Origin of the sequence: Aquimarina discodermiae (genome assembly GCF_040786235.1) — a bacterium.
Taxonomy (GTDB): domain Bacteria; phylum Bacteroidota; class Bacteroidia; order Flavobacteriales; family Flavobacteriaceae; genus Aquimarina.
The window spans coordinates 47283-72783 of record NZ_JBFMKP010000023.1; the positions used below are offsets into that span (position 1 = coordinate 47283).

The 25501-nt window shown below is 37.5% G+C and carries 12 protein-coding genes and 1 tRNA gene; 5 read left to right on the forward strand and 8 right to left on the reverse strand.

Annotation, left to right across the window (positions count from 1 at the left end; translation table 11 throughout):
* Nucleotides 1-11 precede the first annotated feature (11 nt).
* The 5 genes from ABW636_RS15540 to ABW636_RS15560 all read right to left on the reverse strand — a co-directional run bounded on the left by ABW636_RS15540 (nt 12) and on the right by ABW636_RS15560 (nt 16443).
* Nucleotides 12-1160: a T9SS type B sorting domain-containing protein gene (locus tag ABW636_RS15540; protein ID WP_367590982.1), complete on the reverse strand. Its 1149-nt coding sequence runs from the start codon at nt 1158-1160 to the stop codon at nt 12-14.
* 180 nt (nt 1161-1340) lie between these two features.
* Complete coding sequence (locus tag ABW636_RS15545; RefSeq protein ID WP_367590983.1) at nt 1341-7229, reverse strand: beta strand repeat-containing protein; 5889 nt, start codon at nt 7227-7229, stop codon at nt 1341-1343.
* Between the two features lie 20 nt (nt 7230-7249).
* Nucleotides 7250-7966, reverse strand: a complete 717-nt coding sequence (locus ABW636_RS15550; RefSeq protein ID WP_367590984.1) for a hypothetical protein — start codon at nt 7964-7966, stop codon at nt 7250-7252.
* Between the two features lie 66 nt (nt 7967-8032).
* The gene (locus ABW636_RS15555) at nt 8033-10945 is read right to left on the reverse strand and encodes a beta strand repeat-containing protein (RefSeq protein WP_367590985.1); all 2913 of its coding nucleotides are present in this window, start codon (nt 10943-10945) and stop codon (nt 8033-8035) included.
* Between the two features lie 14 nt (nt 10946-10959).
* Complete coding sequence (locus ABW636_RS15560; protein WP_367590986.1) at nt 10960-16443, reverse strand: beta strand repeat-containing protein; 5484 nt, start codon at nt 16441-16443, stop codon at nt 10960-10962.
* A 336-nt stretch (nt 16444-16779) separates the two neighbouring features.
* Here ABW636_RS15560 and ABW636_RS15565 point away from each other — a divergent pair.
* From ABW636_RS15565 to ABW636_RS15575, 3 genes are all read left to right on the forward strand, one after another.
* A tRNA-Gly gene (locus ABW636_RS15565) sits at nt 16780-16852 on the forward strand.
* A 162-nt stretch (nt 16853-17014) separates the two neighbouring features.
* Nucleotides 17015-17737, forward strand: a complete 723-nt coding sequence (locus tag ABW636_RS15570; RefSeq protein WP_367590987.1) for a class I SAM-dependent methyltransferase — start codon at nt 17015-17017, stop codon at nt 17735-17737.
* A 54-nt stretch (nt 17738-17791) separates the two neighbouring features.
* A complete protein-coding gene (locus ABW636_RS15575; RefSeq protein WP_367590988.1) occupies nt 17792-18709 on the forward strand; it encodes a lysylphosphatidylglycerol synthase transmembrane domain-containing protein in 918 nt (305 codons plus the stop codon).
* Nucleotides 18710-18716: 7 nt separating this feature from the next.
* On the opposite strand, the gene ABW636_RS15580 is transcribed toward ABW636_RS15575, so the two are convergent.
* Complete coding sequence (locus ABW636_RS15580; RefSeq protein WP_367590989.1) at nt 18717-19817, reverse strand: glycosyltransferase family 2 protein; 1101 nt, start codon at nt 19815-19817, stop codon at nt 18717-18719.
* Between the two features lie 32 nt (nt 19818-19849).
* Nucleotides 19850-21805, reverse strand: a complete 1956-nt coding sequence (locus ABW636_RS15585) for a tetratricopeptide repeat protein (RefSeq protein ID WP_367590990.1) — start codon at nt 21803-21805, stop codon at nt 19850-19852.
* 349 nt (nt 21806-22154) lie between these two features.
* On the opposite strand from ABW636_RS15585, the gene ABW636_RS15590 reads away from it, so the two are divergent.
* Both ABW636_RS15590 and ABW636_RS15595 read left to right on the forward strand, forming a co-directional pair.
* The gene (locus ABW636_RS15590; RefSeq protein WP_367590991.1) at nt 22155-23099 is read left to right on the forward strand and encodes a glycosyltransferase family 2 protein; all 945 of its coding nucleotides are present in this window, start codon (nt 22155-22157) and stop codon (nt 23097-23099) included.
* 1 nt (nt 23100) lies between these two features.
* Nucleotides 23101-24609, forward strand: coding sequence for a hypothetical protein (locus ABW636_RS15595; RefSeq protein ID WP_367590992.1), 1509 nt, complete (start codon nt 23101-23103; stop codon nt 24607-24609).
* On the opposite strand, the gene ABW636_RS15600 is transcribed toward ABW636_RS15595, so the two are convergent.
* Entirely contained in the window at nt 24581-25492 is a 912-nt protein-coding gene (locus ABW636_RS15600) for a glutaminase (protein ID WP_367590993.1), read from the reverse strand. The two genes, ABW636_RS15595 and ABW636_RS15600, sit on opposite strands and share 29 nt — an antisense overlap.
* Nucleotides 25493-25501: the final 9 nt, after the last annotated feature.

A 25501-nucleotide genomic window follows, 5' to 3' on the forward strand; every position in this document is an offset into this window, starting at 1 on the left:
GAACAAATATATTATCGATTAATATATAGGTATCCTGCACGATCTTTTTGTCCACTACCAAGTTTTAAAACATAATAATAAGTTCCTACAGGAAGTTCTTCTCCTTTAGCAATAGTAGTTCTTCCTTCAGAAATCCCTCCCCAAGAATTATCATATCCTTTTTTACGATATACTTCTACACCCCATCTATTAAAGATAGCTAATTCGTTATCAGGAAATTGTTCAATACCTTGGATAATAAATGTATCATTATCACCATCTCCATTAGGTGATACTCCTGTAAATACCTCAAGGTCACCGTCTAATAAAATCTCTGAAGAACCGAAAGTAAGTATTTCATAGTTGTCTGGTATGATAAGATCAGATGTGATTTCACCACTATTAAGATCACCGGTAAAAGAAGTGTTTCCAAGGTTCACCCATCGATTTGTGGCTTTATCCCATCCAACAACTCTTAAATTTTCAAGATTGTCTACCAAAGTTGGGATATTACTGTTATCATCCCAGGTAAGTGTTACACGAGTTTCTGTAGTACCATCTAAATCCCAAAACTCAAAGTTACTTACACCATAAAGTAAATTATCAAAATTGTCTGTATCAAAGCTACCAGAGAAAAAATTTGGTGTATTAGGGTTTTCAAAATAATAAGCTCCTTTTGCAGTGTTTACAGCAGCATTTGTTTCAATACGCATAGGACGAAGTCTGAAATCATCTCCTATAGGGAAAGTAAAGTCTAGAACTCCTGTTATAGATGAATAACCATCTACATATCTGGTATCATTTTCGCCCATATATGGAGCGTCATTTATATAGTGTAAGGATATATCTTTTTGATCTCTTGGTGTTTGAACTCTACCGTTTACGAATTCCTGAAAATTAGCTACGCCCACATTTACGTTAAGAAATAAATCATCTATAACATTAACTTCCATATCATAAAAAATAGGTTGATTGCTTCCGGATATGGTTAAACTATTGATTGTATTATAAAAACCTGCAAAACCTCTGTTTTGATCAAAAGTTCCATCATTAATCACATCGATATGGAACCCTACTTGCCCTAGGTCATGTATCTGTACATTGCCAAAATTGCGAAATGCTTCCTGTGCAAGGGAAATATTCGTCAATAAACAAACAGTTATAAAGGCTATTTTTTTCATAATTTTTAGGTTTCTGCACCGTAGTTACGGTATTACAGTAATTGGTATAAGGTAAAAATACTAAAAAAAATGTTATAACCGTAAAATAACTACGATAAAAAGCGTAAAAGTATCGATGAAATGTAGTTTTTGTAGGATAAAGGGGTTTTTTTAGTGTTTACCGTTAATTTTCTAAATTTATTATTGCCTCACTCTATAAGTGATTTTTCTATTTGTAATTATTGTTCCTGTTGTTAATGCCATAGAACCTCCAAATTCAGAAGTTGAATTACCTACTGTTGCGGTCGCTGTTATCATACTACCTACTAGTGCTGGAGATGCTAATGTTATTGTGAAATTGAATCTATTTGTGTTATCTGTATTACCATCTGCATCATTGTACGTAGAAGTTGTTACATCAGAATCTGATCCACTACCTTCTGTAGCGGCTCCTAAAAATATTTGCCCCTCTCCGTAGTCTTGGGATACACCACCAACTTGATTGTCTCCGGCAGTTGCACTTCCTTGGCTAACATCGGTTAGGAAAAATTCGATAGTAGCACCAGGTCTTGACCAACCTACTACTGTCATGGTAGTACCAGATATCGATGCAGATTCGAAAACCGGAAAATTGATACTTTCGTTGGGGCCCACATCTATATCTCCATTATCATTTAGAGTTACTCCATCACCTAAAGGGTTACCTGTTGTAGCTTGATCAATATCAATTCCTAATGAGGGATTTAAAGTACCATTTGCATATATCGAATTTTGCGAAATCAAATTACCAGAAGTATTGCCTCCTGTGATAACAACTCCTGCACCACCACTACTTGTAATAATATTAGAAGTGATAGAAGAGTTATTTCCATATAATCTTATTCCACTGTTTTCGATTGATCCAGAACATAATCCACCGTTCAGACCAGAATTTGTAATGGTGTTTTCATTAATGGTGACACCTCCTGGGTATTGCCACCCTTCAATACCGATAGCAGCGGTATTGTTAATTAAATTAAACTGGACAGATACTCCTGTTCCAGAACCTAATTCAATAGCATCAGCACAAGAATTGGTTCCGTTGGATTCCATCGCATTAAATTGTATGATAGTAGAAGTACCACCACTAATAGTAATACCGGTGCTACTGTTTTGCGAAATATAATTATTAGTAATTTGCGTGACTGCACTACCCGAAACTCTAATACCTCTGCTTAATCGATTACTTATCGCACCATCGGCATTGATCCCAATTAAATTTTCGGTTACCACAAGAGGGTCAGCTACAGATCCAGCAGTATTCTGAATACCTACATTTCCACTAGAATAGATTGCCATATTTCTAAGAGTTACACCATTAGCTTGTACTGTAAACACATCACCCAGCGTAGAACCATCAATTTGAATTTCTGGTAAATTATAAGTGGGTAATGCTGTGACAGAGACTCCAACATTTGTTTGTGAAGGAGCAATTGTACCTGTATTGGTATCACCAGAGTATGCCGTTTGTGTTCTTCCGTCGATATGTGTGTTGTCACTAGTAATTGCAGATAGATTAACACCGTTTCCAATATCAATATTAAAATATCCACTGGTAAAATTTCCATCTGCTGTTCTTCCCAATGCATCACCTGTAGGAGGGATCATAAAAATAGAAGTATCTTCTCCTGCGGCAGGATTAAAAATACTGTTCGCTTCTATATTCAAACCGGTTTCGTCTAAATTGTTAGAGTTTACTATAAATTGTTCTAATGACCCTTGTCCATTTTCGTTAGTATTTACAATGGTGTTGAAGTTGAATCCAAAGTCAAAATCTACAACTCCTTCACTTACAATGGAAGCTGTTGAAATAGTTTGTGCTCCAGTTAAAACACCAATACCAACATCTGCTCCTGCAGGATTAGCTCCTCCAATTTCATTGGTAATATCTGTATAAGTGCCTCCTGTAACATAATTTCTTCTAAATGTTTGTATGGGAATACATGTTGGGCAACTTGTACCACCACCGCGTGTTGAAGGAAGACCACCATTTACAACTCTAACACTATAGGAACCATTTGCCATCCCTCCAAAAGTATAATCTCCGCTGGCATTTGTCGTTGTGGTTTCTTGCAAAACACCTAGATTGTCATATAATTCTAAGGTTACTCCAGGGATACCCACGCCAGAAGAAGTAGCTAAATCTCTTCCAACACCCCCTGGGTAATTAATATCTTCAAAAACGGTACCGGTAATCAAGTTACTAGGTACTTTTAGTAATACAGAATTAAGAACTACAAGATCATTACCGGTTTGTATCTGTGTTGTTGCCGTTGTCTCTCCTTGTGCAATTAAAGAAGAGATGTCATACGTGTCTAAGTCAAAACCAAATAAAGAGGTGTCTTCAAATATAGGAACCGCTGTATCGTCGTATATAGTAGCATTAAATACGTTTTCAAGAACAGCAGAGTTATCTCCATCACCAAGTAGAGTAGTAGTCCCTAAACCAGTAGTAACAGATATTACTTCATTTCCGGTTCTTGCAACGTCTCCTTCCCAGGATAACACTGAAGTTTTAGAACCAGTAGAACCAATAGCATAAAACCCACTTAATGTATAACTGGTTGTATTATTAGATTCGGCATCAAAACCATTGTACATATTGATACTAACCGCAGGAAATGCAGGGTTTGTATAAAATATATATAATGCCCACCCTCCAAATACGGTCGTATTATTACATAATGTTTTATTATCAATAACTAGGTCTGTAAAATCATAAGTATTGGTAGAAGGGTCGGGAATGCCCTGAACAATAGTTGTTACGTCGGCTACCATTCCAAAGAAAGCGCCACCACCAGCCGAATTAATAGTGCTAGCGGTTACAGATTGTCCTTCAAAAGTAACAACGTCATCTGCTGCAGTACTAGAATGCCCCCATAATAAATAAGCATTTTCTATGGTAGATCCTGCTGGGATCGAAGTAGTAAGAACGTTAGATGATGAATCGGTAATAGCACAAGGATCACTAGATTCATCCTCAGTTCTTAAAGTACCTGCTGTTAATGCGTAATCAAAATACCCATTAAATTCATCAAAAAGTGTTAAGGGTACATCGTCGCTTACAGGAGTATCTCCAACATCATCGGTAATTGTTCCTGTCCCTGGAATTAATCCTACCAATGGATTACTTACATTTTCTAAAACGACAAAAAAGTTTTCATTATTTTCGGCAAAGGTATTATTAATAATAGGTACTGTAATTGTTCGAGTTTCACCGTTGGTACCTGCAAAATTTAAAGTACCTGTACTCTCTGTAAAATCAGAATCTGCAAAAGCAGTCCCATCTTCTGTTCTAAAATCTACCGAAAAAGGACCTCCTGTAGCACCATTAAGAGTGGCTGTGAAAGTTGCGGTTCCGGCAGCTTCATTTACTGTTATATCATTAACACTTAAAAATGATGTAGCACAAGAAATGTTTGCAGTCCAACCGTCTTCAACAATACTGAAATCTGAAGTAAAAACAAAAGTTAAACAACCGGAAGGATCTGTAGAAATTATAGGTAATACAGTACTAGGGGCATTGCCATTGTGATAAATATCAATTAATGTGGTTGTAGTTGTGCCATCATACACTGTTAAAAAATCAAAGTTGTTTTCCACATCAAATGATGTAAAATTCAATACGAGTGTAGAGCCAGGTGTATCTGGGCAAAGTGTATAGGTAATGTTTTCATTATTTGCGTATTGACCATTAAAGCTCCCAGAATCAACAAAAAAACCACTACAAGTATTGTCTGTAACAAGGTCTGTAATTATAAATGGTACTTCGTCATCGATAATGGTACCTACACCTTGTGAATCGGTTATCGTAACTGAAGGACTACTTGGACTACTAAGGTTAACAAAAAAACTTTCATTTCCTTCTGTATCAGTATCATTAATAATGGTTACTGTAATATTTTGTGTTTCCCCACTGGTTCCTGAAAAATTAAGGAGTGGGGGGGAGCTGGTTGCAGTATAATCTCCCGGTGCAACTGCTGTATTATCTGCTGTAGCAAAGCTTATCGTAAATCCACCAGGGATATCGGCTCCAGAATGTGTAACCGTAAAAGTTGCAGTTCCAGATGCTTCACCAATAGATACAAGGTCACCAATGCTAATTCCTGCATCATTATCTTGAATGGTTACTTCTCCTTGATTGTCAGCTACCGTAACAAGTGCATTACTTGGAGTACCAAGATTGATGAAAAAATTATGATCTCCTTCTAGATCACTATCATCAATAATAGGAACTGTTATTTGTTGTGTTTCATTAATGGTACCCGCAAAATTAATCGGGGAAGCTGTAGAGCCTGCAGCTGTATAATCAGCGGGATCTGTAGCAGTACCATTTGCTAGAGTATAAGGAACAGTAAATCCACCAGAGACATTAGCCCCTGATAATGTTACGGTTAACGTAGCAGTTCCATCACCTTCATTAACGGTAACATCATTAATAGCTATAGATGCTAAATCATTATCTATAATAGTACCTTGCCCTTGCGAATCTGTTATTATAACTGTTGGGTCACTTGGACTACTAAGATTTACAAAAAATGTTTCAGTCGCCTCTGCTGTGGTATCATTAATAATTGGCACCACAATATTTTGTGTTTCTCCACTAGTCCCCGAAAAGTTAAGAAGGGGAGGGGAACTGGTTAAGGTATAGTCACTAGGTGTCGTTGCTGTATTGTTTGCTGTGGTATAGCTTATTGTAAAACCTCCTGGAACATTTGCTCCCGAATGAGTAACAATAAAAGTAGCAGTACCATCAGCTTCATTAATAGATGCGAGATCTCCAATACTAATACCAGCTTCATTATCTTGAATGGTTACTTGTCCTTGGTTATCCACTATTGTGACCAAAGGGTTACTTGCAGCTCCTAGATTCGCAAAAAAGTTATGATTTCCTTCAAAATCCGTATCATCAATAATCGGAATTGTTATTTGTTGTGTTTCGTTTATAGTACCCGCAAAATTAATTGGCGAAGCTGTAGCACCGGCAGATGTATAATCGGCAGGATCTGTAGCAGAGCCATCGGCAAAAGTAAAAGGAATAGAGAAACCACCAGATACATTAGCGCCTGATAATGTTATGGTTAATGTGGCAGTACCATCCCCTTCATTAACAGTAATATCATTAATAGCAATAGAAGCAGTGTCATTATCATTAATGGTTCCTATACCTTGTGTGTCTGTAATACTTACGGACCCATCACTGGGGTTACTTATATTTACGAAGAAATTTTCAGTATTTTCTGCAAAATTATCATCTATTATAGGTATAGAAATAGTTTGCGTGCTTAATGTTGTTCCTGTAAACGTAATATTTGATGATGATGCAGTAAAATCTCCTGGTGCAACTGCTGTATTGTTGGCGGTTGCAAAATCAACTGTAAAACTTCCGCTAGTTGTTCCTCCTGTATGAGAAACTGTAAAATCTAGAGTTCCTGCATTTTCATTAACTGTAACATCATCTATAGATATTTCTGGAGTTGTAGGTGCAGTGGCAGTAATTACAATATTATCAATAAATATTCTTTCAAAACCTCCATCATAACTACCACTTCCGGATCGAAAACGAATCGCAGAAGCTGCAGAAATTTGATCAGCTGTAAACGTATGATTTAAAGTTGAAAAGAAAGCACCATTAAAAACCAATGTTGCTATAGTTTCATAAGTTCCTGTGTTGTTATTAAACAATTGTACTTGTAAAGATTCATCATTTAGATCAAAAGAGTCGTAATTAAGAGTAAGCGTTGCAGAAGCATACGAAGATAAGTCTACAGACCTGGTAATAGTTCTGTTATTCCTCATGTTTCTAAACGTTAGCCAATTAAAATTGTATCCTATTTGTCCTGAATTTACAAACATTCTTCCTCCATTTGGATTGGTGGTTTCACCAGTTTCTATCCAATTCGATGACCAATTTTGACTCCCTGTATTTAGATTATATGCAACACTATTAAATTGATCACCAAAAGTATCTTGTCCAGTAAGAATATTGGAAAAAAATATGCTTATAGCTATAATTATAAAAGAGTACTTTATACTTGGTATTGGGATCATAATGTTTATACGATTAGGTTTTACTTAACCACAAATACAACATTAATTATTGCATTATTACTTGTTGGTTGACCAATGACACTATAGGTCATAACTCCAAATTCGTTAATTGAAATATTATCAAATATGAAAGGGTCTGCGTAGGTAACATAATAATAAAGTTCTGTATTTTGATAAACGGGTATTGTTGCCGGAGCACCATTACTAACAGCTGTTTCGACAGCTGTTGCACCAATGGGGTCGGGTGATAACGAATATTGTTGTAAATATTGATCGTATAAATCTAATGTGCGTCCAACACCATTAGTAGAAACATCAATTTCTATAGAAGGAGGAAAAAATACACGTCCTGCTTTTGAGGTAATAGGGGCAATTGCCTGCACCACTTGCTCTACATTACTTTCTGTAACTATTGCGGGAGTAGTGGAGGTGGTACCTGTTCCTGTTGAAGTATCGTAATTGACATCAACATTTGTGACCAAGGGTACTTCTGAAGCATCTTGATCATCAGATGAAACAAGTTGCCAGCCATTAGTAAGGCCGGTATATCGATAAAGTTCTTCGTCGGCTGAATTAAATACCACAGAACCAATTTGCGGATTTAAAATAGCATTTATTTCTGTTAAATCAGTGGCAACAGGAACCCCTAACAACGCATTAGCATCATTTGGACCTATTTGAGAATACGTATGATTCATCAGGAATATGAATAATAAATATAGGGGTATTTTCTTCATGTGATAAACTATATTTTTTACTTTTTTAAGCTTTGGTTCGTTCTTTTATTTTTTAGATATCTTATTTTAAAAATCAAATACAGTGATCATGAATTCTAAATCGATATCATCTTTTTCGTTACTTCCGTTATCACTGTCACCAATGTTAACTCTAAATCCACTAGTAGTTTGATTATAGTAAGTAATTCCTGGGTCATCGAATCTAGCATTTGTGTTACCTGGACAATTACCATCACAATCTACCACAGATAATTGAATTACATAATTAGCATCTGGCATTGCATTGGTAAATGTAATTTGATAATCCCCTTCATTAATTCTTGTTACACTCGCAATATTATGTTGTTTCGCAATCGCATGAGATGCATATGTAGAGGTTGCATCGGCATTATAGGTCATTGTTACTTTAGCAATTGCTTTTACCGGGCTAGCAAAGAATGCTCCTCCATCGCTTCCTGCCGAAACTTCATTTCCTGAATCTGTACTTACAACATTTGCTGTTTGTGCAGTACTATTTTCATTGGTATATGTGATAACACCTGTACTTGTATCCTGAGTTAAATTTGTTACAATATTTGTTGCAGGGTCACCAGGTGCACCAGCAGGAGTGAAGTTAATATATCGTAAATCTCCTGCACCAGGTAATGCTAAACCAGTAGCTGAGTCTTCATAAGTTACATCAATCACCCAATTAGTTCCGTTAAATGTTGGTAACGAATTAACTGAATAAGTCACAAAATCGGAAATGTCATTAGGATCTTCCATTAGGATTACAGAGTTCTCTTCTAAACTTTGAATCCAAGCATCTGTTGTAATTCCATTTAGGTCTGTAGGGTGTATTGATATTTCTGTAACCAGGGTATAGTCGCTATTATTGTAACGATATTCATTTGGACCTACATTTCCAGCGGTTGCCGTATTGAAATTATATTCAAAAGTATGTGGTCCCATAGCTCCAGTTTCACCGGTTGCTCCTGTTCTACCAGTCAGTCCAGTACGACCAGTCAATCCTGTGCGTCCAGTTAGTCCTGTTCTACCAGTTAATCCAGTTCTACCGGTTAATCCTGTTCTACCAGTCAGTCCTGTACGACCTGTTAATCCGGTTCTACCGGTTAATCCTGTACGACCTGTCAGTCCTGTACGACCTGTCAGTCCTGTTCTACCGGTTAATCCTGTTCTACCTGTCAATCCAGTGCGTCCAGTCAGTCCAGTACGACCAGTTAATCCTGTTCTACCAGTTAATCCTGTACGTCCTGTAAGTCCAGTTCTACCGGTTAATCCTGTTCTACCTGTCAATCCAGTGCGACCAGTAAGTCCAGTTCTACCGGTTAATCCTGTTCTACCTGTCAATCCAGTGCGACCAGTCAGTCCTGTTCTACCAGTCAGTCCTGTACGACCTGTTAATCCTGTGCGTCCAGTCAGTCCAGTTCTACCTGTTAATCCAGTTCTACCAGTTAATCCTGTACGACCTGTCAGTCCTGTTCTACCAGTTAATCCAGTTCTACCGGTTAATCCTGTTCTACCAGTCAGTCCTGTACGACCTGTTAATCCGGTTCTACCAGTTAATCCTGTTCTACCAGTCAGTCCAGTACGACCTGTTAATCCTGTGCGTCCTGTAAGTCCGGTTCTACCAGTTAATCCAGTACGACCTGTTAATCCAGTGCGACCTGTTAATCCAGTTCTACCTGTCAGTCCTGTTCTACCGGTTAATCCTGTTCTACCTGTCAATCCAGTGCGTCCAGTCAGTCCTGTACGACCAGTTAGTCCAGTTCTACCGGTTAATCCTGTTCTACCTGTCAATCCAGTGCGTCCAGTAAGTCCTGTTCTACCAGTCAGTCCGGTTCTACCAGTTAATCCAGTGCGACCAGTAAGCCCTGTTCTACCAGTCAGTCCTGTACGACCTGTTAATCCTGTGCGTCCAGTCAGTCCAGTTCTACCAGTTAATCCTGTTCTACCTGTCAATCCAGTGCGTCCAGTTAATCCTGTTCTACCTGTAAGTCCTGTTCTACCAGTTAATCCAGTTCTACCAGTTAATCCAGTTCTACCAGTTAATCCTGTACGACCTGTTAATCCGGTTCTACCGGTTAATCCTGTACGACCTGTCAGTCCTGTTCTACCGGTTAATCCTGTTCTACCGGTTAATCCTGTACGACCTGTCAGTCCTGTTCTACCGGTTAATCCTGTTCTACCTGTCAATCCAGTGCGTCCAGTACGACCAGTAAGTCCTGTTCTACCAGTCAGTCCTGTACGACCAGTTAATCCTGTTCTACCAGTCAGTCCTGTTCTACCTGTTAATCCTGTGCGTCCAGTCAGTCCAGTTCTACCTGTCAATCCTGTTCTACCAGTCAGTCCTGTACGACCAGTTAATCCTGTTCTACCTGTAAGTCCGGTTCTACCAGTTAATCCAGTTCTACCTGTTAATCCGGTGCGTCCTGTCAATCCTGTGCGTCCTGTAAGTCCGGTTCTACCTGTTAATCCAGTGCGACCAGTTAATCCTGTTCTACCTGTCAATCCAGTGCGTCCAGTCAGTCCAGTACGACCAGTTAATCCAGTGCGTCCTGTAAGTCCTGTTCTACCAGTCAATCCAGTACGTCCTGTTAATCCGGTTCTACCAGTTAATCCTGTACGTCCTGTTAATCCAGTGCGACCAGTAAGTCCGGTTCTACCAGTTAATCCAGTTCTACCTGTAAGTCCTGTTCTACCTGTAAGTCCAGTACGACCAGTTAATCCTGTTCTACCAGTTAATCCTGTTCTACCAGTCAGTCCTGTTCTACCTGTTAATCCTGTGCGTCCAGTCAGTCCAGTTCTACCTGTCAATCCTGTTCTACCAGTCAGTCCTGTACGACCAGTTAATCCTGTTCTACCTGTAAGTCCGGTTCTACCAGTTAATCCGGTGCGTCCTGTCAATCCTGTGCGTCCTGTAAGTCCGGTTCTACCTGTTAATCCAGTGCGACCAGTTAATCCTGTTCTACCTGTCAATCCAGTGCGTCCAGTCAGTCCAGTACGCTACCAGTCAATCCAGTACGTCCTGTTAATCCGGTTCTACCAGTTAATCCTGTACGTCCTGTTAATCCAGTGCGACCAGTAAGTCCGGTTCTACCAGTTAATCCAGTTCTACCTGTAAGTCCGGTTCTACCTGTAAGTCCAGTACGACCAGTTAATCCTGTTCTACCAGTTAATCCTGTACGACCTGTCAATCCAGTACGACCAGTTAATCCTGTTCTACCTGTAAGTCCGGTTCTACCAGTTAATCCAGTTCTACCAGTCAGTCCAGTACGACCTGTTAATCCTGTCAATCCTGTGCGTCCTGTAAGTCCGGTTCTACCTGTTAATCCAGTGCGACCAGTTAATCCTGTTCTACCAGTCAATCCAGTACGTCCTGTTAATCCGGTTCTACCAGTTAATCCTGTACGTCCTGTTAATCCAGTGCGACCAGTAAGTCCGGTTCTACCAGTTAATCCAGTTCTACCTGTAAGTCCGGTTCTACCTGTAAGTCCAGTACGACCAGTTAATCCTGTTCTACCAGTTAATCCAGTTCTACCAGTCAGTCCAGTACGACCTGTTAATCCTGTGCGTCCTGTGCGTCCTGTAAGTCCGGTTCTACCAGTTAATCCTGTTCTACCAGTCAATCCAGTGCGACCAGTTAGTCCAGTTCTACCGGTTAATCCTGTTCTACCTGTCAATCCAGTGCGTCCAGTAAGTCCTGTTCTACCAGTCAGTCCTGTACGACCTGTTAATCCTGTGCGACCAGTAAGTCCTGTTCTACCTGTAAGTCCTGTTCTACCTGTAAGTCCTGTTCTACCTGTAAGTCCGGTTCTACCAGTTAATCCAGTGCGACCAGTAAGCCCTGTTCTACCAGTCAGTCCTGTACGACCTGTTAATCCTGTGCGTCCTGTAAGTCCGGTTCTACCTGTTAATCCAGTGCGACCAGTCAGTCCAGTACGACCAGTTAATCCAGTGCGTCCTGTAAGTCCTGTTCTACCAGTCAATCCAGTACGTCCTGTTAATCCGGTTCTACCAGTTAATCCTGTACGTCCTGTTAATCCAGTGCGACCAGTAAGTCCGGTTCTACCAGTTAATCCAGTTCTACCTGTAAGTCCTGTTCTACCAGTAAGTCCTGTTCTACCTGTAAGTCCTGTTCTACCTGTAAGTCCTGTTCTACCTGTAAGTCCTGTTCTACCTGTAAGTCCTGTTCTACCTGTAAGTCCAGTACGACCAGTAAGTCCGGTTCTACCAGTTAATCCAGTTCTACCTGTAAGTCCTGTTCTACCTGTAAGTCCTGTTCTACCTGTAAGTCCTGTTCTACCAGTTAATCCTGTTCTACCAGTTAATCCTGTTCTACCAGTCAGTCCTGTTCTACCTGTTAATCCTGTGCGTCCAGTCAGTCCAGTTCTACCTGTCAATCCTGTTCTACCAGTCAGTCCTGTACGACCAGTTAATCCTGTTCTACCTGTAAGTCCGGTTCTACCTGTTAATCCTGTTCTACCTGTTAATCCGGTGCGTCCTGTCAATCCTGTGCGTCCTGTAAGTCCGGTTCTACCTGTTAATCCAGTGCGACCAGTTAATCCTGTTCTACCTGTCAATCCAGTGCGTCCAGTCAGTCCAGTACGACCAGTTAATCCAGTGCGTCCTGTAAGTCCTGTTCTACCAGTCAATCCAGTACGTCCTGTTAATCCGGTTCTACCAGTTAATCCTGTACGTCCTGTTAATCCAGTGCGACCAGTAAGTCCGGTTCTACCAGTTAATCCAGTTCTACCTGTAAGTCCTGTTCTACCTGTAAGTCCAGTACGACCAGTTAATCCTGTTCTACCAGTTAATCCTGTACGACCAGTTAATCCTGTTCTACCTGTAAGTCCGGTTCTACCAGTTAATCCAGTTCTACCAGTCAGTCCAGTACGACCTGTTAATCCTGTGCGTCCTGTGCGTCCTGTAAGTCCGGTTCTACCAGTTAATCCTGTTCTACCAGTCAATCCAGTGCGACCAGTTAGTCCAGTTCTACCGGTTAATCCTGTTCTACCTGTCAATCCAGTGCGTCCAGTAAGTCCTGTTCTACCAGTCAGTCCTGTACGACCTGTTAATCCTGTGCGACCAGTAAGTCCTGTTCTACCTGTAAGTCCGGTTCTACCAGTTAATCCAGTGCGACCAGTAAGCCCTGTTCTACCAGTCAGTCCTGTACGACCTGTTAATCCTGTGCGTCCAGTCAGTCCAGTTCTACCAGTTAATCCTGTACGACCTGTCAGTCCTGTTCTACCGGTTAATCCTGTTCTACCTGTAAGTCCGGTTCTACCAGTTAATCCAGTACGACCAGTTAATCCTGTTCTACCAGTTAACCCTGTTCTACCAGTTAATCCAGTACGACCTGTTAATCCTGTGCGACCAGTAAGTCCTGTTCTACCAGTTAGTCCTGTTCTACCAGTTAATCCAGTACGACCAGTTAGTCCTGTACGACCTGTTAATCCTGTTCTACCTGTTAATCCTGTACGACCAGTTAATCCAGTACGACCAGTTAATCCTGTTCTACCGGTTAATCCTGTTCTACCAGTTAGTCCTGTTCTACCTGTTAATCCTGTACGACCAGTTAGTCCTGTTCTACCTGTTAATCCGGTTCTACCTGTCAATCCAGTGCGTCCAGTCAGTCCAGTACGACCAGTAAGTCCTGTTCTACCAGTAAGTCCTGTACGACCTGTTAATCCGGTGCGTCCAGTCAGTCCAGTTCTACCTGTCAATCCTGTTCTACCAGTCAGTCCTGTACGACCAGTCAGTCCTGTACGACCAGTTAATCCTGTTCTACCTGTAAGTCCGGTTCTACCAGTTAATCCAGTTCTACCTGTTAATCCTGTTCTACCAGTAAGTCCTGTACGACCTGTTAATCCGGTGCGTCCTGTCAATCCTGTGCGTCCTGTAAGTCCGGTTCTACCTGTTAATCCAGTGCGACCAGTTAATCCTGTTCTACCTGTCAATCCTGTTCTACCTGTCAATCCAGTGCGTCCAGTCAGTCCAGTACGACCAGTTAATCCAGTGCGTCCTGTCAGTCCTGTTCTACCAGTCAATCCAGTACGTCCTGTTAATCCAGTGCGACCAGTAAGTCCGGTTCTACCAGTTAATCCAGTTCTACCTGTAAGTCCGGTTCTACCTGTAAGTCCAGTACGACCAGTTAATCCTGTTCTACCTGTTAATCCTGTACGACCTGTTAATCCTGTACGACCAGTTAATCCAGTACGACCAGTTAATCCTGTTCTACCGGTTAATCCTGTTCTACCAGTTAGTCCTGTTCTACCTGTTAATCCTGTACGACCAGTTAGTCCAGTTCTACCAGTTAATCCTGTTCTACCAGTTAATCCAGTACGACCTGTTAATCCTGTGCGACCAGTAAGTCCTGTTCTACCTGTTAATCCTGTACGACCAGTTAGTCCTGTTCTACCGGTTAATCCTGTTCTACCTGTCAATCCAGTGCGTCCAGTACGACCAGTCAGTCCAGTTCTACCAGTCAGTCCTGTACGACCTGTTAATCCGGTTCTACCAGTTAATCCTGTTCTACCTGTTAATCCTGTTCTACCTGTTAATCCTGTACGACCAGTTAGTCCTGTTCTACCGGTTAATCCTGTTCTACCTGTCAATCCAGTGCGTCCAGTACGACCAGTAAGTCCTGTTCTACCAGTCAGTCCTGTACGACCTGTTAATCCTGTTCTACCTGTTAATCCTGTACGACCAGTTAGTCCTGTTCTACCTGTTAATCCGGTTCTACCAGTTAATCCAGTTCTACCTGTTAATCCTGTTCTACCGGTTAATCCTGTTCTACCTGTTAATCCTGTTCTACCGGTTAATCCTGTTCTACCGGTTAGCCCTGTACGACCTGTAAGTCCAGTTCTACCTGTCAATCCTGTGCGTCCTGTAAGTCCTGTTCTACCTGTCAATCCAGTGCGTCCAGTCAGTCCAGTTCTACCTGTTAATCCTGTGCGTCCTGTAAGTCCGGTTCTACCAGTTAATCCAGTTCTACCTGTTAATCCTGTGCGTCCTGTAAGTCCGGTTCTACCAGTTAATCCAGTTCTACCTGTTAATCCTGTTCTACCTGTTAATCCTGTTCTACCGGTTAGCCCTGTACGACCTGTAAGTCCAGTTCTACCTGTTAATCCTGTTCTACCAGTCAGTCCAGTACGACCTGTTAATCCAGTGCGTCCAGTCAGTCCAGTACGACCTGTAAGTCCAGTTCTACCGGTTAATCCAGTACGTCCTGTCAATCCTGTGCGTCCAGTTAGTCCTGTTCTACCTGTTAATCCAGTTCTACCAGTTAATCCAGTTCTACCTGTTAATCCTGTTCTACCAGTCAGTCCAGTACGACCTGTTAATCCTGTGCGTCCTGTAAGTCCAGTACGACCTGTTAATCCTGTGCGTCCTGTTAATCCTGTGCGTCCTGTTAATCCTGTGCGTCCTGTAAGTCCGGTTCTACCAGTTAATCCAGTTCTACCTGTTAATCCTGTTCTACCTGTTAATCCTGTTCTACCTGTTAATCCTGTTCTACCGGTTAGCCCTGTACGACCTGTAAGTCCAGTTCTACCAGTTAATCCAGTACGTCCTGTCAATCCAGTGCGTCCAGTCAGTCCAGTACGACCAGTTAATCCAGTTCTACCGGTTAACCCTGTACGACCTGTTAATCCTGTTCTACCGGTTAATCCAGTACGTCCTGTAAGTCCGGTTCTACCTGTTAATCCTGTACGACCTGTAAGTCCTGTTCTACCAGTAAGTCCTGTTCTACCAGTAAGTCCTGTTCTACCAGTAAGTCCTGTTCTACCAGTAAGTCCAGTTCTACCTGTTAGTCCAGTTCTACCTGTTAGTCCAGTTCTACCTGTTAGTCCTGTGCGTCCAGTTAATCCTGTTCTACCAGTAATTCCTGTAGGACCTGTTGGTCCCGTTAGACCAGTAGCACCTGTTGTGCCAACAGCTCCATTAATATCTATAAGTGTAATTGTACCGTCTTCGGCAGTATACCTGAAAATTCCTCCTCCTAAATCTTCAAGTGTTGATATCGTTTCATTAATGCTTCCTCCTCCATTAGATAAAGTAATTGTCGTTCCAGTTTTACTTAAAACCTGAATCTCATTAGTTGGGTCTGGATCAGGGTCGTTTATTAAAGAGGTTAAATCTACCGAACCTCCATTTTGAAGAGTTAATATGTTAGTTAATGAGTCAAAACTAAGGGTTTGATTGTCGGTTCCCGTACAAAGACTACTCCAACTATTATTATTGTATTGATATATACAATCATCATCTAAGTTGTATACCAATGCTCCGTTTAAAGGGATAATAGCATTCATTTGAGATGTAGTAACTCTTGTTAAAACAAAAGCTTTGTCTATACTTTGTAATTCTAAAACAGATGAGTTATCTATTTGATTGGGGTTGTCACCAATTTTTACCTGAGCCCGCATTTGGGTCAATGTAAAAAGTATGAATATAAGCAGGAGTATTTTTATCTTCATATTAATTGGGGTTTCTAATATATAAAAAGACGACTTTTTTAAATCTACGGTATTAACGTAAGTTATTTGTTTTAAAAGTGTTCTATTTTACTAAAGATACATTAACAGCTAATATATTAATATTTCTTTAACTACAAAAATATAATTTTTTATCGATAAAACACAAATTTTATCGATAAAACGTGTTTTTGTCTTTTGATTTTGAATCAGTATTGACTCATTTTACTAACTTATTGATACTCATTAAATCAAAATAAGGAAACATACTTTTTTGAAAAATATTTTGATTTAGTTTTTTCTTTTTGAAGAAATCTAATACATTTGTTGAAAGTAAAAGCGGGAGTAGCTCAGTTGGTAGAGCGTCAGCCTTCCAAGCTGAATGTCGCCGGTTCGAACCCGGTCTCCCGCTCAAATACTTTATAGATTCTTTTATACCTGTTCAAGGTTTACTTACTAAACATATTCTGAAGATTTTTATAAATATTTATTGTTCTATTTTCTCTCTGTGAATAATAGAAGTTTTACTTCATTATATTTATATTCGTCATTTAAATTAATATTGTTTCATATTATGAATAGTAGAAGTTTTACTAATACCATAAGGTATTTTATGGATGAATGGCTTCCTCCTGCAATCAGAGATTCAAAATTTTTTATGTACCCATTTTATTATTATGCGTATAAAGGAAAGAATTTAAAAGTTATCATGAATTTAAAATCAATAATTTATAAATGGACGGATAAAGAATTCTCTGACTTTTATTCTGCTAGGGATACAAGATTTTCTAACAGTAGGCAAACAGATATGTCAAGACAATGTATTAATTATGTTTTTAATCAAATAAAGTCTGACAATTCTACTTTTATTGATGTTGGTTGTGGAAATGGCTTTTTATTGGATTATGCGAATAAGAAAGGATTTAGAACAACTGGATGCGATATAATCGGAGGTAAAACCTTTGAGCATAGTGATTATTATCAAGCTAGCATTGAGAACCTGCCTTTTGAAGATAATTCATTCGATGTGGTGTTTTCAACTCATACCTTAGAGCATGTTATTGATTTTGAAAAAGCGGTTAAGGAACTTAAAAGGGTAACTAAGAAAACACTTTGTGTGGTTGTTCCCTGTCAGCGAGCTTATTATTATACTTTGGATGAACATGTACGGTTTTTCCCATACAAATGGATGCTCGAGCAAGAGATGAAAATGAAATTTTATACTTGTGAAAAAATTCATGGTGATTTAGTGTTTATAGGTGATATGGAAAAAGAGAAAAATGAAGAGAGTGAATAGTGTCTTTTTAAAGAATAAAATCTTGTTTTATTAATTTCTTAATAAAGTGTTATATTGAAGCGAATAGGTTATTGGGTAAAGTTTATTGGTTTTCTTCTTTTGTTTTTTTTGATCTATAAAATAGGATGGAAAGAAACGATTGCTTCTATACAAAAAATCTCATTTCATCATTTTTTGATTTCATTGTTAATTTTGTGGGTAGCGTTTTATTTGAAAAGTGTGAGATGGAGAGTTATTTCTATTTCATACGGTATACCTTTAAACAATTATCGGGCTTTTAAAGTTTTTTTTATTGGACTTTTTTTAGCAAATATAACACCAGGACGATTAGGTGATTTTGGAAGGTTGTTGTATATAAAAGATGTATTACCAAATCAAAAAGTTGGATGGGCAAGTCTTATTATGGATCGTATTTTTGATCTCATATGCTTGTTGTTATTTAGCTTAGTAGCTCTTTTCTACTATCAATTAAACTTTACAATTCTAAAATTACCGAAAAATGATGGGTCTATTTTGTTTTGGATCTCAGGTGTTATTTTGTTTGCTATTTTCATTTTAATCTTTAGAAGGAAATTCATAAAAATAATTTCCCCGTGGTGGGAGGCTTTTAATTCTCATGATTTGGGATATGCGAAAAGTTTTGGGAGCTTTTTTCTTACTTGTTTAAGTATGTCTTTGATATATGGTGTTTTTAATTATATCGCTTTTTCTATGGGGTTGCAAATTGATCATTTAGGATTGTTTTTAGGAACCTTTATTCTGGGTATATTAACACTTCTTCCGATTTCTATTTTAGGGATTGGAGTTAGAGAAACTTCTTTAGTAATAATTTTTAAGCTCTATGGATTGCCTGCACAGGATGCCATAGCATTATCTTTAATTATATTTTTAATACAACTTATATCATTTATTCCAGGAGCAATCTGGTTTTATCTTTCGCCAATTAGATTACAAGATTTACGTAGGTCTTAAAATAGTATTATTTGGATAGCCTTTCGTTATCCTGAATATCCATCCACATGGCAAATAATAGAGATTGAAAACCAGAGATGGTAAGAAAAATAAATATGATTAAATAATCAGTAGGAGTTTTAGTATTAGGATCAAAAAAATTGACAATTAATTGATATAAAAAATACGTGTTTATTGCCCCAATAATAAAAGCTGACCAATATAACAGGTATAGCGGATGGAAACTCCTGTATAAGTATTTTGTTTGTAGCCTCGTGAAAAAAGAACGTATTAATAAAAGTAGTATAGGTATTGAAACTTTAATAATATTTAGTTTAGATTTTTCACCAACACCATAGATTGGCTTTATTTTTACTTCGCGTATAGTACAAAAGGCTATATTTAGTTTTACCAACAAGTCATTTGGCATGCCATATCTTTTGTATATATCATAAAGAGGGACAGAATTGAGAGCATTGTTGGAAATAGCTGTATATCCACTTTGGGTATCCGAAACTCCCCAATACCCTGAAGCAATTTTTGTAAGTATACTCAAGATAGAGTTTCCTAAAAATCGAACTCTGGGGATGATGACCCAAGCACTTTTATGAATTAATCTATTTCCTTTTACATAATCGATACCTTCATTGACAACAGGAGCACATATAGATTCTAGTTCATTAGGGTCCATTTGACCATCTCCAGCCATTACTGCTGTACAATCTATATCATGGTCTTTGCACCATTTATAACCGGTAGCAATTGCTGCGCCAACACCACCATTTTCCAGATGTTTAATAACAATAATTCGTTCTTCTTCCGGATTTGTATTGATAATCTCTGAAGGGATGAATTTTTGGATTTCATCTATGCTTTTTTGCCTTACTTCAATATCGGCACGGTTATATATGTTATGAGTTATTTCGTTTTTAAGAACAGAGGTTAATTTAAGTGTAGAAGAGTTATCTGTTATAAGTTTCATTACTGTGCCTGCAGTATCATCTTTTGATGCATCATCAACTACAATTATTCTATCGACATAAGAAGGCATACTATCCAAAACCATTTTTATTTGTTTGGATTCATTATAACACGGTACTACAACTGCGACTGTTTTATTATTAAGCATTCTATGGGGGTTTACTGTTTTTTATTGTTTTGTTATTGGATATTATTTGTGGCCCATTTCAGGTTGTTTTTGGCCAGTTGAAAATCAGGGTTTATTTCTAAAGCTTTTTTGCAAGCTTCAGCTCCAAGTTTCCATTCTTTTAATTGATTGTAAGCGACACAGATATTGTTATAAGCATCAGCGTTGTTAGGAGATAATTTTAGCAATTCCTGACAAGCCGAGATGGATTTTCTATACGCTCTCATTTCATAGTATTTAATACTTAAATCTAAGTATAATCTTGGTGTAGGGGTTTGTTTTATTTTTTCAAGTAACAAAGCTATTTCTTCTTCTGCCGAGGTAACATTTCCAGAAATGTGAGCGAGCAATTCTTTGGATTTTGTATGATTAGGGCTTTTGCCGATAGCTAAATTTAAATAATCAGAAGCCTCGTTGTATTTTTTTTGTCCAACAAGATACCTTGCATAGTAATATTCTGGTGCCGGAGATGTTGTGTTTAAGTTAATAGCTGATTTAAAATGTGATACGGCTTTAGTGTGGTTATTGGTTCCTCCGTATAAAATTGCAAGATTTATATGTAAGGTGTAATAGTTAGGTGTAAATTCAAGAGCTCGATTAAAATAATCAAGAGCTATTTCATAATTACCTTTGGCCATATGGGTTAGGCCATAGTTCATTAATCCTCTTCCATTTTTAGGGCTTTTGACAACTACATCTAACCATAAAGACTCACTAGAGTCCCATATGTTGTTTCTTTGCGTTGTTCCGTAGGCATGAGCGACAAGGATCATCACTATTGCTGTAAAGACACGTATTTTATTTTTTTCTAATAGAGTGTACTTTTTTAATGTTAGTAATATTCCCCAGGGAACAGCAATAAAAAGCCCGATAAAAGGGAAAAACATTCTATGGTCATTTGCAATCTGAAACAATGGATTTATCGTTGTTGGTAATAAAGCGATGAAGAACCAGGCGATCCCAAAAGAAACTGGTCTAAGTTCTTTTTTGAAAGCAGTTCTTATCATAATAAATAACAACCCAAGAATTATCGATAATCCAAACAATAATTTTGGACTGTACCAAGGTTTTACAATTGCGATATCTGGATCTGCGCTAAGGTTTATAGGAAGAATGAAATTTCCTACATAATGCATAATTACATACCATTGCGTGCTAATGTATTCAAATCTTGTAACAAAATAATTAGTCGAATCCGTAGACTCGGGAGTTAAATAATATTGATTAAAAAGGAAAAGAAAAGAGCCCAACATTCCTGCAGGGGCAATCTTTTTTATTAGGGCACTTATTTTTTTAGTTGTGTCTTTCTTGAAATCTGTTAATAATGTGTGTTCTTCAAAAAGTATTATGTAAACAAAGAGAATAGGGAAAAACATTACTCCTGTCTGTTTGGTCCATATACCTATACACATTGTGATTAAATAAAGATGCCATTTTTTGCCTAACGGATGAATATATAGGAGGAGTGAAGCTACTATACAAAGTGTAGAAAAAGAATCAGATCTTGCACAAATATAATTTATTGTTTCTGCATTTGCGGTATGCAATGCAAACCATGCAGTGGCAAAAAGAGAAGTTATTCCTATCCATTTGTATTTTGGAAGTGCTTCTTTGTAAAGGTGTTTAGTAAGAATATATACCAAGATGATCAATACCAGAAACCATAAAAAGATGTGGTAATGAAAATATTGGGAGTTTAACCCATCTGCAATAGAATAATCAATAGCATTCATTAAGGTGATCATAGGGCGATATGCTCTATTTGCAGGAAGAGAGCTAAACGTATCAGCATTGGAGAAAAAGGAAGTCCAGTTAGAAAGACTTCTTATAGATTCATTTTCTGAAATGGTATGTGTGTCATCAAAAAAGAAGGGGTTGTCAAAATGATTGAGGTAGACCAAAAATGTTACAATAAGAATTGCTATTAAAGTTTTGGTTTCAAATTTTTGTGAAGTAAAGTTTTTAAACATATACCTTTTTGAAATTAGTAAAGACTATGGGATGTTTCGTTTTTATTAATATCACATATAACATGTAGAGTTTTTCCTACGTAAATAGAATTTATTTAATAAAACTCGTGAATAAATATAACAGTTTTAAGTTGTTTATGATGTTATAGGAGATATTTTTTTAGATTATGCTATAAATGTGTAAAACGTTTTTCAGCTTTTTTCTAAAATTAAAGTATCTTTCAACATCAAAGAAGTGAATTATTTGTTTTTTTGAGATTATAAAATCAAGGAAATCGATATGGTAGTTTTTTAAAAAAATACTATACCTTAGGTGTATTATAAAATAACTCTTTTATTCTCTAACTAAATGAAAAGCCAAAGTATCTCAATAGTAATATCATTATTTAATGAAGCGGGCGGGGTACTTTATTTTTGGAATTCATTAAAGGATGTTCTTACGAAAGAGAATAATATCAATTTTGAATTGATTTGGGTAAATGATGGAAGTACAGATGGTACGCAAAGTCTTATTGATCAGATACTTGAGGAAGACATAGTTAATATTAAAAACGTAGGTATAGAATTTTCTAAGAATTTCGGCCATGAATCGGCAATGATTGCGGGTATTGATAATGCAAAGGGAGATGCAGTTATATGCATTGATTCTGATGGGCAACACCCCCCTGAGGAAATACCAAAAATGATTGAAGCTTATAACTTAGGTCATGATATCGTATTGATGAAGCGTATAGATCGCGGAGATAGTAGTTATTTGAAGAAAAAATTCTCGAAGTTTTTTTACAAAACTATTAACCTGTTGTCCGCTATTCGTTTTGAAGAGAATTCTACAGACTTTTTTTTAATATCAAAACAAATAAAAGGGATTTTAAGATCTAATTTTAGGGATCAAAATAGATTTATTAGAGGGTTTGTTCAATCCTTAGGTTTTTCGAAAAAAACATTGTCTTTTGCTGCTCCTGCCAGGCAATTTGGAGAAAGCAGTTATTCGTATTTAAGTTTACTTAAACTTGCTTTTAATGCCATATTTTCTTTTTCGAACAAACCTCTAAGAATTAGTATTCTTTTATCAGTAGTTTTTATTTTATTTACTTTAGGGATGATTGGGTTTACTTTATATACATACCTGTACGGAACTGAAGCTCCATCTGGATATAATACTATTATAATTTTTATGTCGGCTTCATTTTCTATTCTATTTGTAACACTTTCTGTGCTGTCACTTTACTTTGAAAAACTTATCCAGGAAATGAGAAAAAGGCCTATTTATATCATTAAAGACAAAAAAGATTAATATGAATCAATTGATTAATTGGTTAAGTCAGCTTAATTTATTTCTAAAGAATACAAAAGGGCTTAGGGTAGTTGTGGTACTAATTATTCTGGTGAATACTTTGGTATATGTGAAATCTAATTCTGAACCATTTGTTTCTTCTCAGGTAAGAGCAGATGCGGCTGGTTTTTCGCCTGATAAGGCTTATAAATTTGCCTATTTTTACTTTTATACAGGACAGTTCCCGTTGGCAACGTTAAACACCGATCTCACTTATTCTGAAGAAGGAGCAAAACATGAAATCACTACCAGAGGGAAGGATTTGATAATGGAATATTTGCATTGGTCCAGATTAGGTGAGAGTGCCAGAATTTGGGCATATTTGCCTAATGCGTATTTGAGAGGTTCATCAGAACAACCATCAATCAAACTGTTTAATTCTATATGGTTTGTCATAGGGCTTGTAATACTTTTTTGGGGGTTTTGGCAGATAGAGAAACCTTTGTTTGGATTAGGGTTGGTTATATTAATTAATTGTACACCTTTTTTCTTGTACGAAGTCTATTCTCACGAGAATATTTTTGGATTAATGGGAACAGTGTTTTGTATGATTTTAGGATTAAATATAAAGGTGCTGTTTGTGAAATCTTTAGATTATTTTAGTCTTGGTCTTATGGCGGCTGTTTCAGGAGGTTTAATAGGTTTGTTTAGTGAGTTTAGAAATGAAATATCAGTGGTCATAGTTTCATTGTTGTTGCTTTATGTTTTGTCAAAGCAGATTAAAGTTATTCCTAAAATTGTTTATGTATTGGTCATTGTTTTTTCTTTTACTTCTACTAAGGGATTCATTAGAAACTATTTTAATTTGAAATTTGAAAAAACAAGCCAATTGGTAAGCCTGAATAAAGGGCATGTATATAACGGAGCAAAAATAAGTGGGCATAATTTTTGGCATCCTATGTTTTGCGGTTTAGGAGATTTTGATACCAAATATGGATATGAATGGAATGATATAAAAGCATATGACTATGCAATACCTATTTTAAATAGAAAGTATAAAATGGGAATTAGTTATTCAAGAAAATATCACACAGATGATTATTATGATGATGCTAAATTATATTATAAAAAGCCCGAAGAATTACCTCATTATGAAGAGGTAGTAAAAGAAAAAGTGCTTTCTGATATAAAAAATGATCCTGTATGGTATATTGAGATCATTGTTAAGCGAATATTTAGAACATTAACAAGAACTATTCCTATTTCATATGTGGGCTTACTTTTGCTTCCTTTGGTGTATATTTTAATGAGGCGGAAGCAATGGAATTGGATAAAAGTAATAGTAATTTCTCTTCCTTTGTCAGCTACATCGATCATTGTACACTCAGGAAGAGGAACTACTTATAATTCGGTTTTTGTCTACTTTGTTATAATGATATCGGTTTTGTTGATATATGAAAAATACATAGTAAAAAGAGACATGACAGAATCAATTATCTCGACTAAAAAATCGACAATCCAGTCAAAGTAGTTAACCTTTCTAATGCATACATTCCTAGTTCAGAGTTTCCTTTTGGGTTAAGAGGGGGGCTCCAAACAGATACTGCATAGTGTCCTGGGTGTATGGCGACGATGCCGCCTCCAACACCACTTTTACCAGGTAATCCAACTCTGTAACTAAACTCTCCTGCTTCATCATAAAAACCACAGGTTTGCATAATAGCATTGATACGCTTAACACCTCTGGGTTGTAATATTTGTTTACCATTAGTTAGTTTTCCGCTATTGGCATATATCATAAATGCAGTAGAGAGTTCTTTACATGACATTTCTATAGCACATTGGTAAGTATAAAAATCAAGAACCGTTTCGATATCATTTTTGATGTTTCCAAAAGATTTCATAAGATTTAACAACGCAGCGTTGCGATAGCTATGTTTTTTTTCTGAAGCAAAAACATTAGTGTTTACAGCAATATCATCTGCGCCTGTAATTTGATGAATAAAATCTATAAAATCTTTTTTAGGGTTTTCTAATAGCGATATCAGGATATCACAAATTACCAAAGCACCAGCATTGATAAAGGGGTTTCGGGGGATGCCATTTTCATACTCTAACTGCACTAACGAATTAAAAGGATCACCCGATGGTTCTACATCAACCCGTTTAAAAAGCTCATCTCCCATCAGAGACATGGCCCTTGTTAGTGCAAAAACTTTAGAAATACTTTGTATAGAAAACCGTTCCTCGCTATTTCCAAAATTATAATGCCCAGAATTACTGCAATAGAGATTCATTCCAAATTTATTGGGATCAATTTTGGCTAATTCAGGGATGTAAGAAGCTACTTTTCCAGAGAATAGCTTGGTAGAAATTTCATTTTTAATGATATTCAATATTTCTTGATATTCCATAAAGAAAAA

Bases quoted from the DNA above. Each gene is read 5' to 3' on its own strand.
- ABW636_RS15540 (WP_367590982.1), bottom strand. From the start codon at position 1,160: ATGAAAAAAATAGCCTTTATAACTGTTTGTTTATTGACGAATATTTCC.
- ABW636_RS15545 (WP_367590983.1), bottom strand. From the start codon at position 7,229: ATGATCCCAATACCAAGTATAAAGTACTCTTTTATAATTATAGCTATA.
- ABW636_RS15550 (WP_367590984.1), bottom strand. From the start codon at position 7,966: ATGAAGAAAATACCCCTATATTTATTATTCATATTCCTGATGAATCAT.
- ABW636_RS15560 (WP_367590986.1), bottom strand. From the start codon at position 16,443: ATGAAGATAAAAATACTCCTGCTTATATTCATACTTTTTACATTGACC.
- ABW636_RS15570 (WP_367590987.1), top strand. From the start codon at position 17,015: ATGAATAGTAGAAGTTTTACTAATACCATAAGGTATTTTATGGATGAA.
- ABW636_RS15580 (WP_367590989.1), bottom strand. From the start codon at position 19,817: ATGCTTAATAATAAAACAGTCGCAGTTGTAGTACCGTGTTATAATGAA.
- ABW636_RS15585 (WP_367590990.1), bottom strand. From the start codon at position 21,805: ATGTTTAAAAACTTTACTTCACAAAAATTTGAAACCAAAACTTTAATA.
- ABW636_RS15590 (WP_367590991.1), top strand. From the start codon at position 22,155: ATGAAAAGCCAAAGTATCTCAATAGTAATATCATTATTTAATGAAGCG.
- ABW636_RS15595 (WP_367590992.1), top strand. From the start codon at position 23,101: ATGAATCAATTGATTAATTGGTTAAGTCAGCTTAATTTATTTCTAAAG.
- ABW636_RS15600 (WP_367590993.1), bottom strand. From the start codon at position 25,492: ATGGAATATCAAGAAATATTGAATATCATTAAAAATGAAATTTCTACC.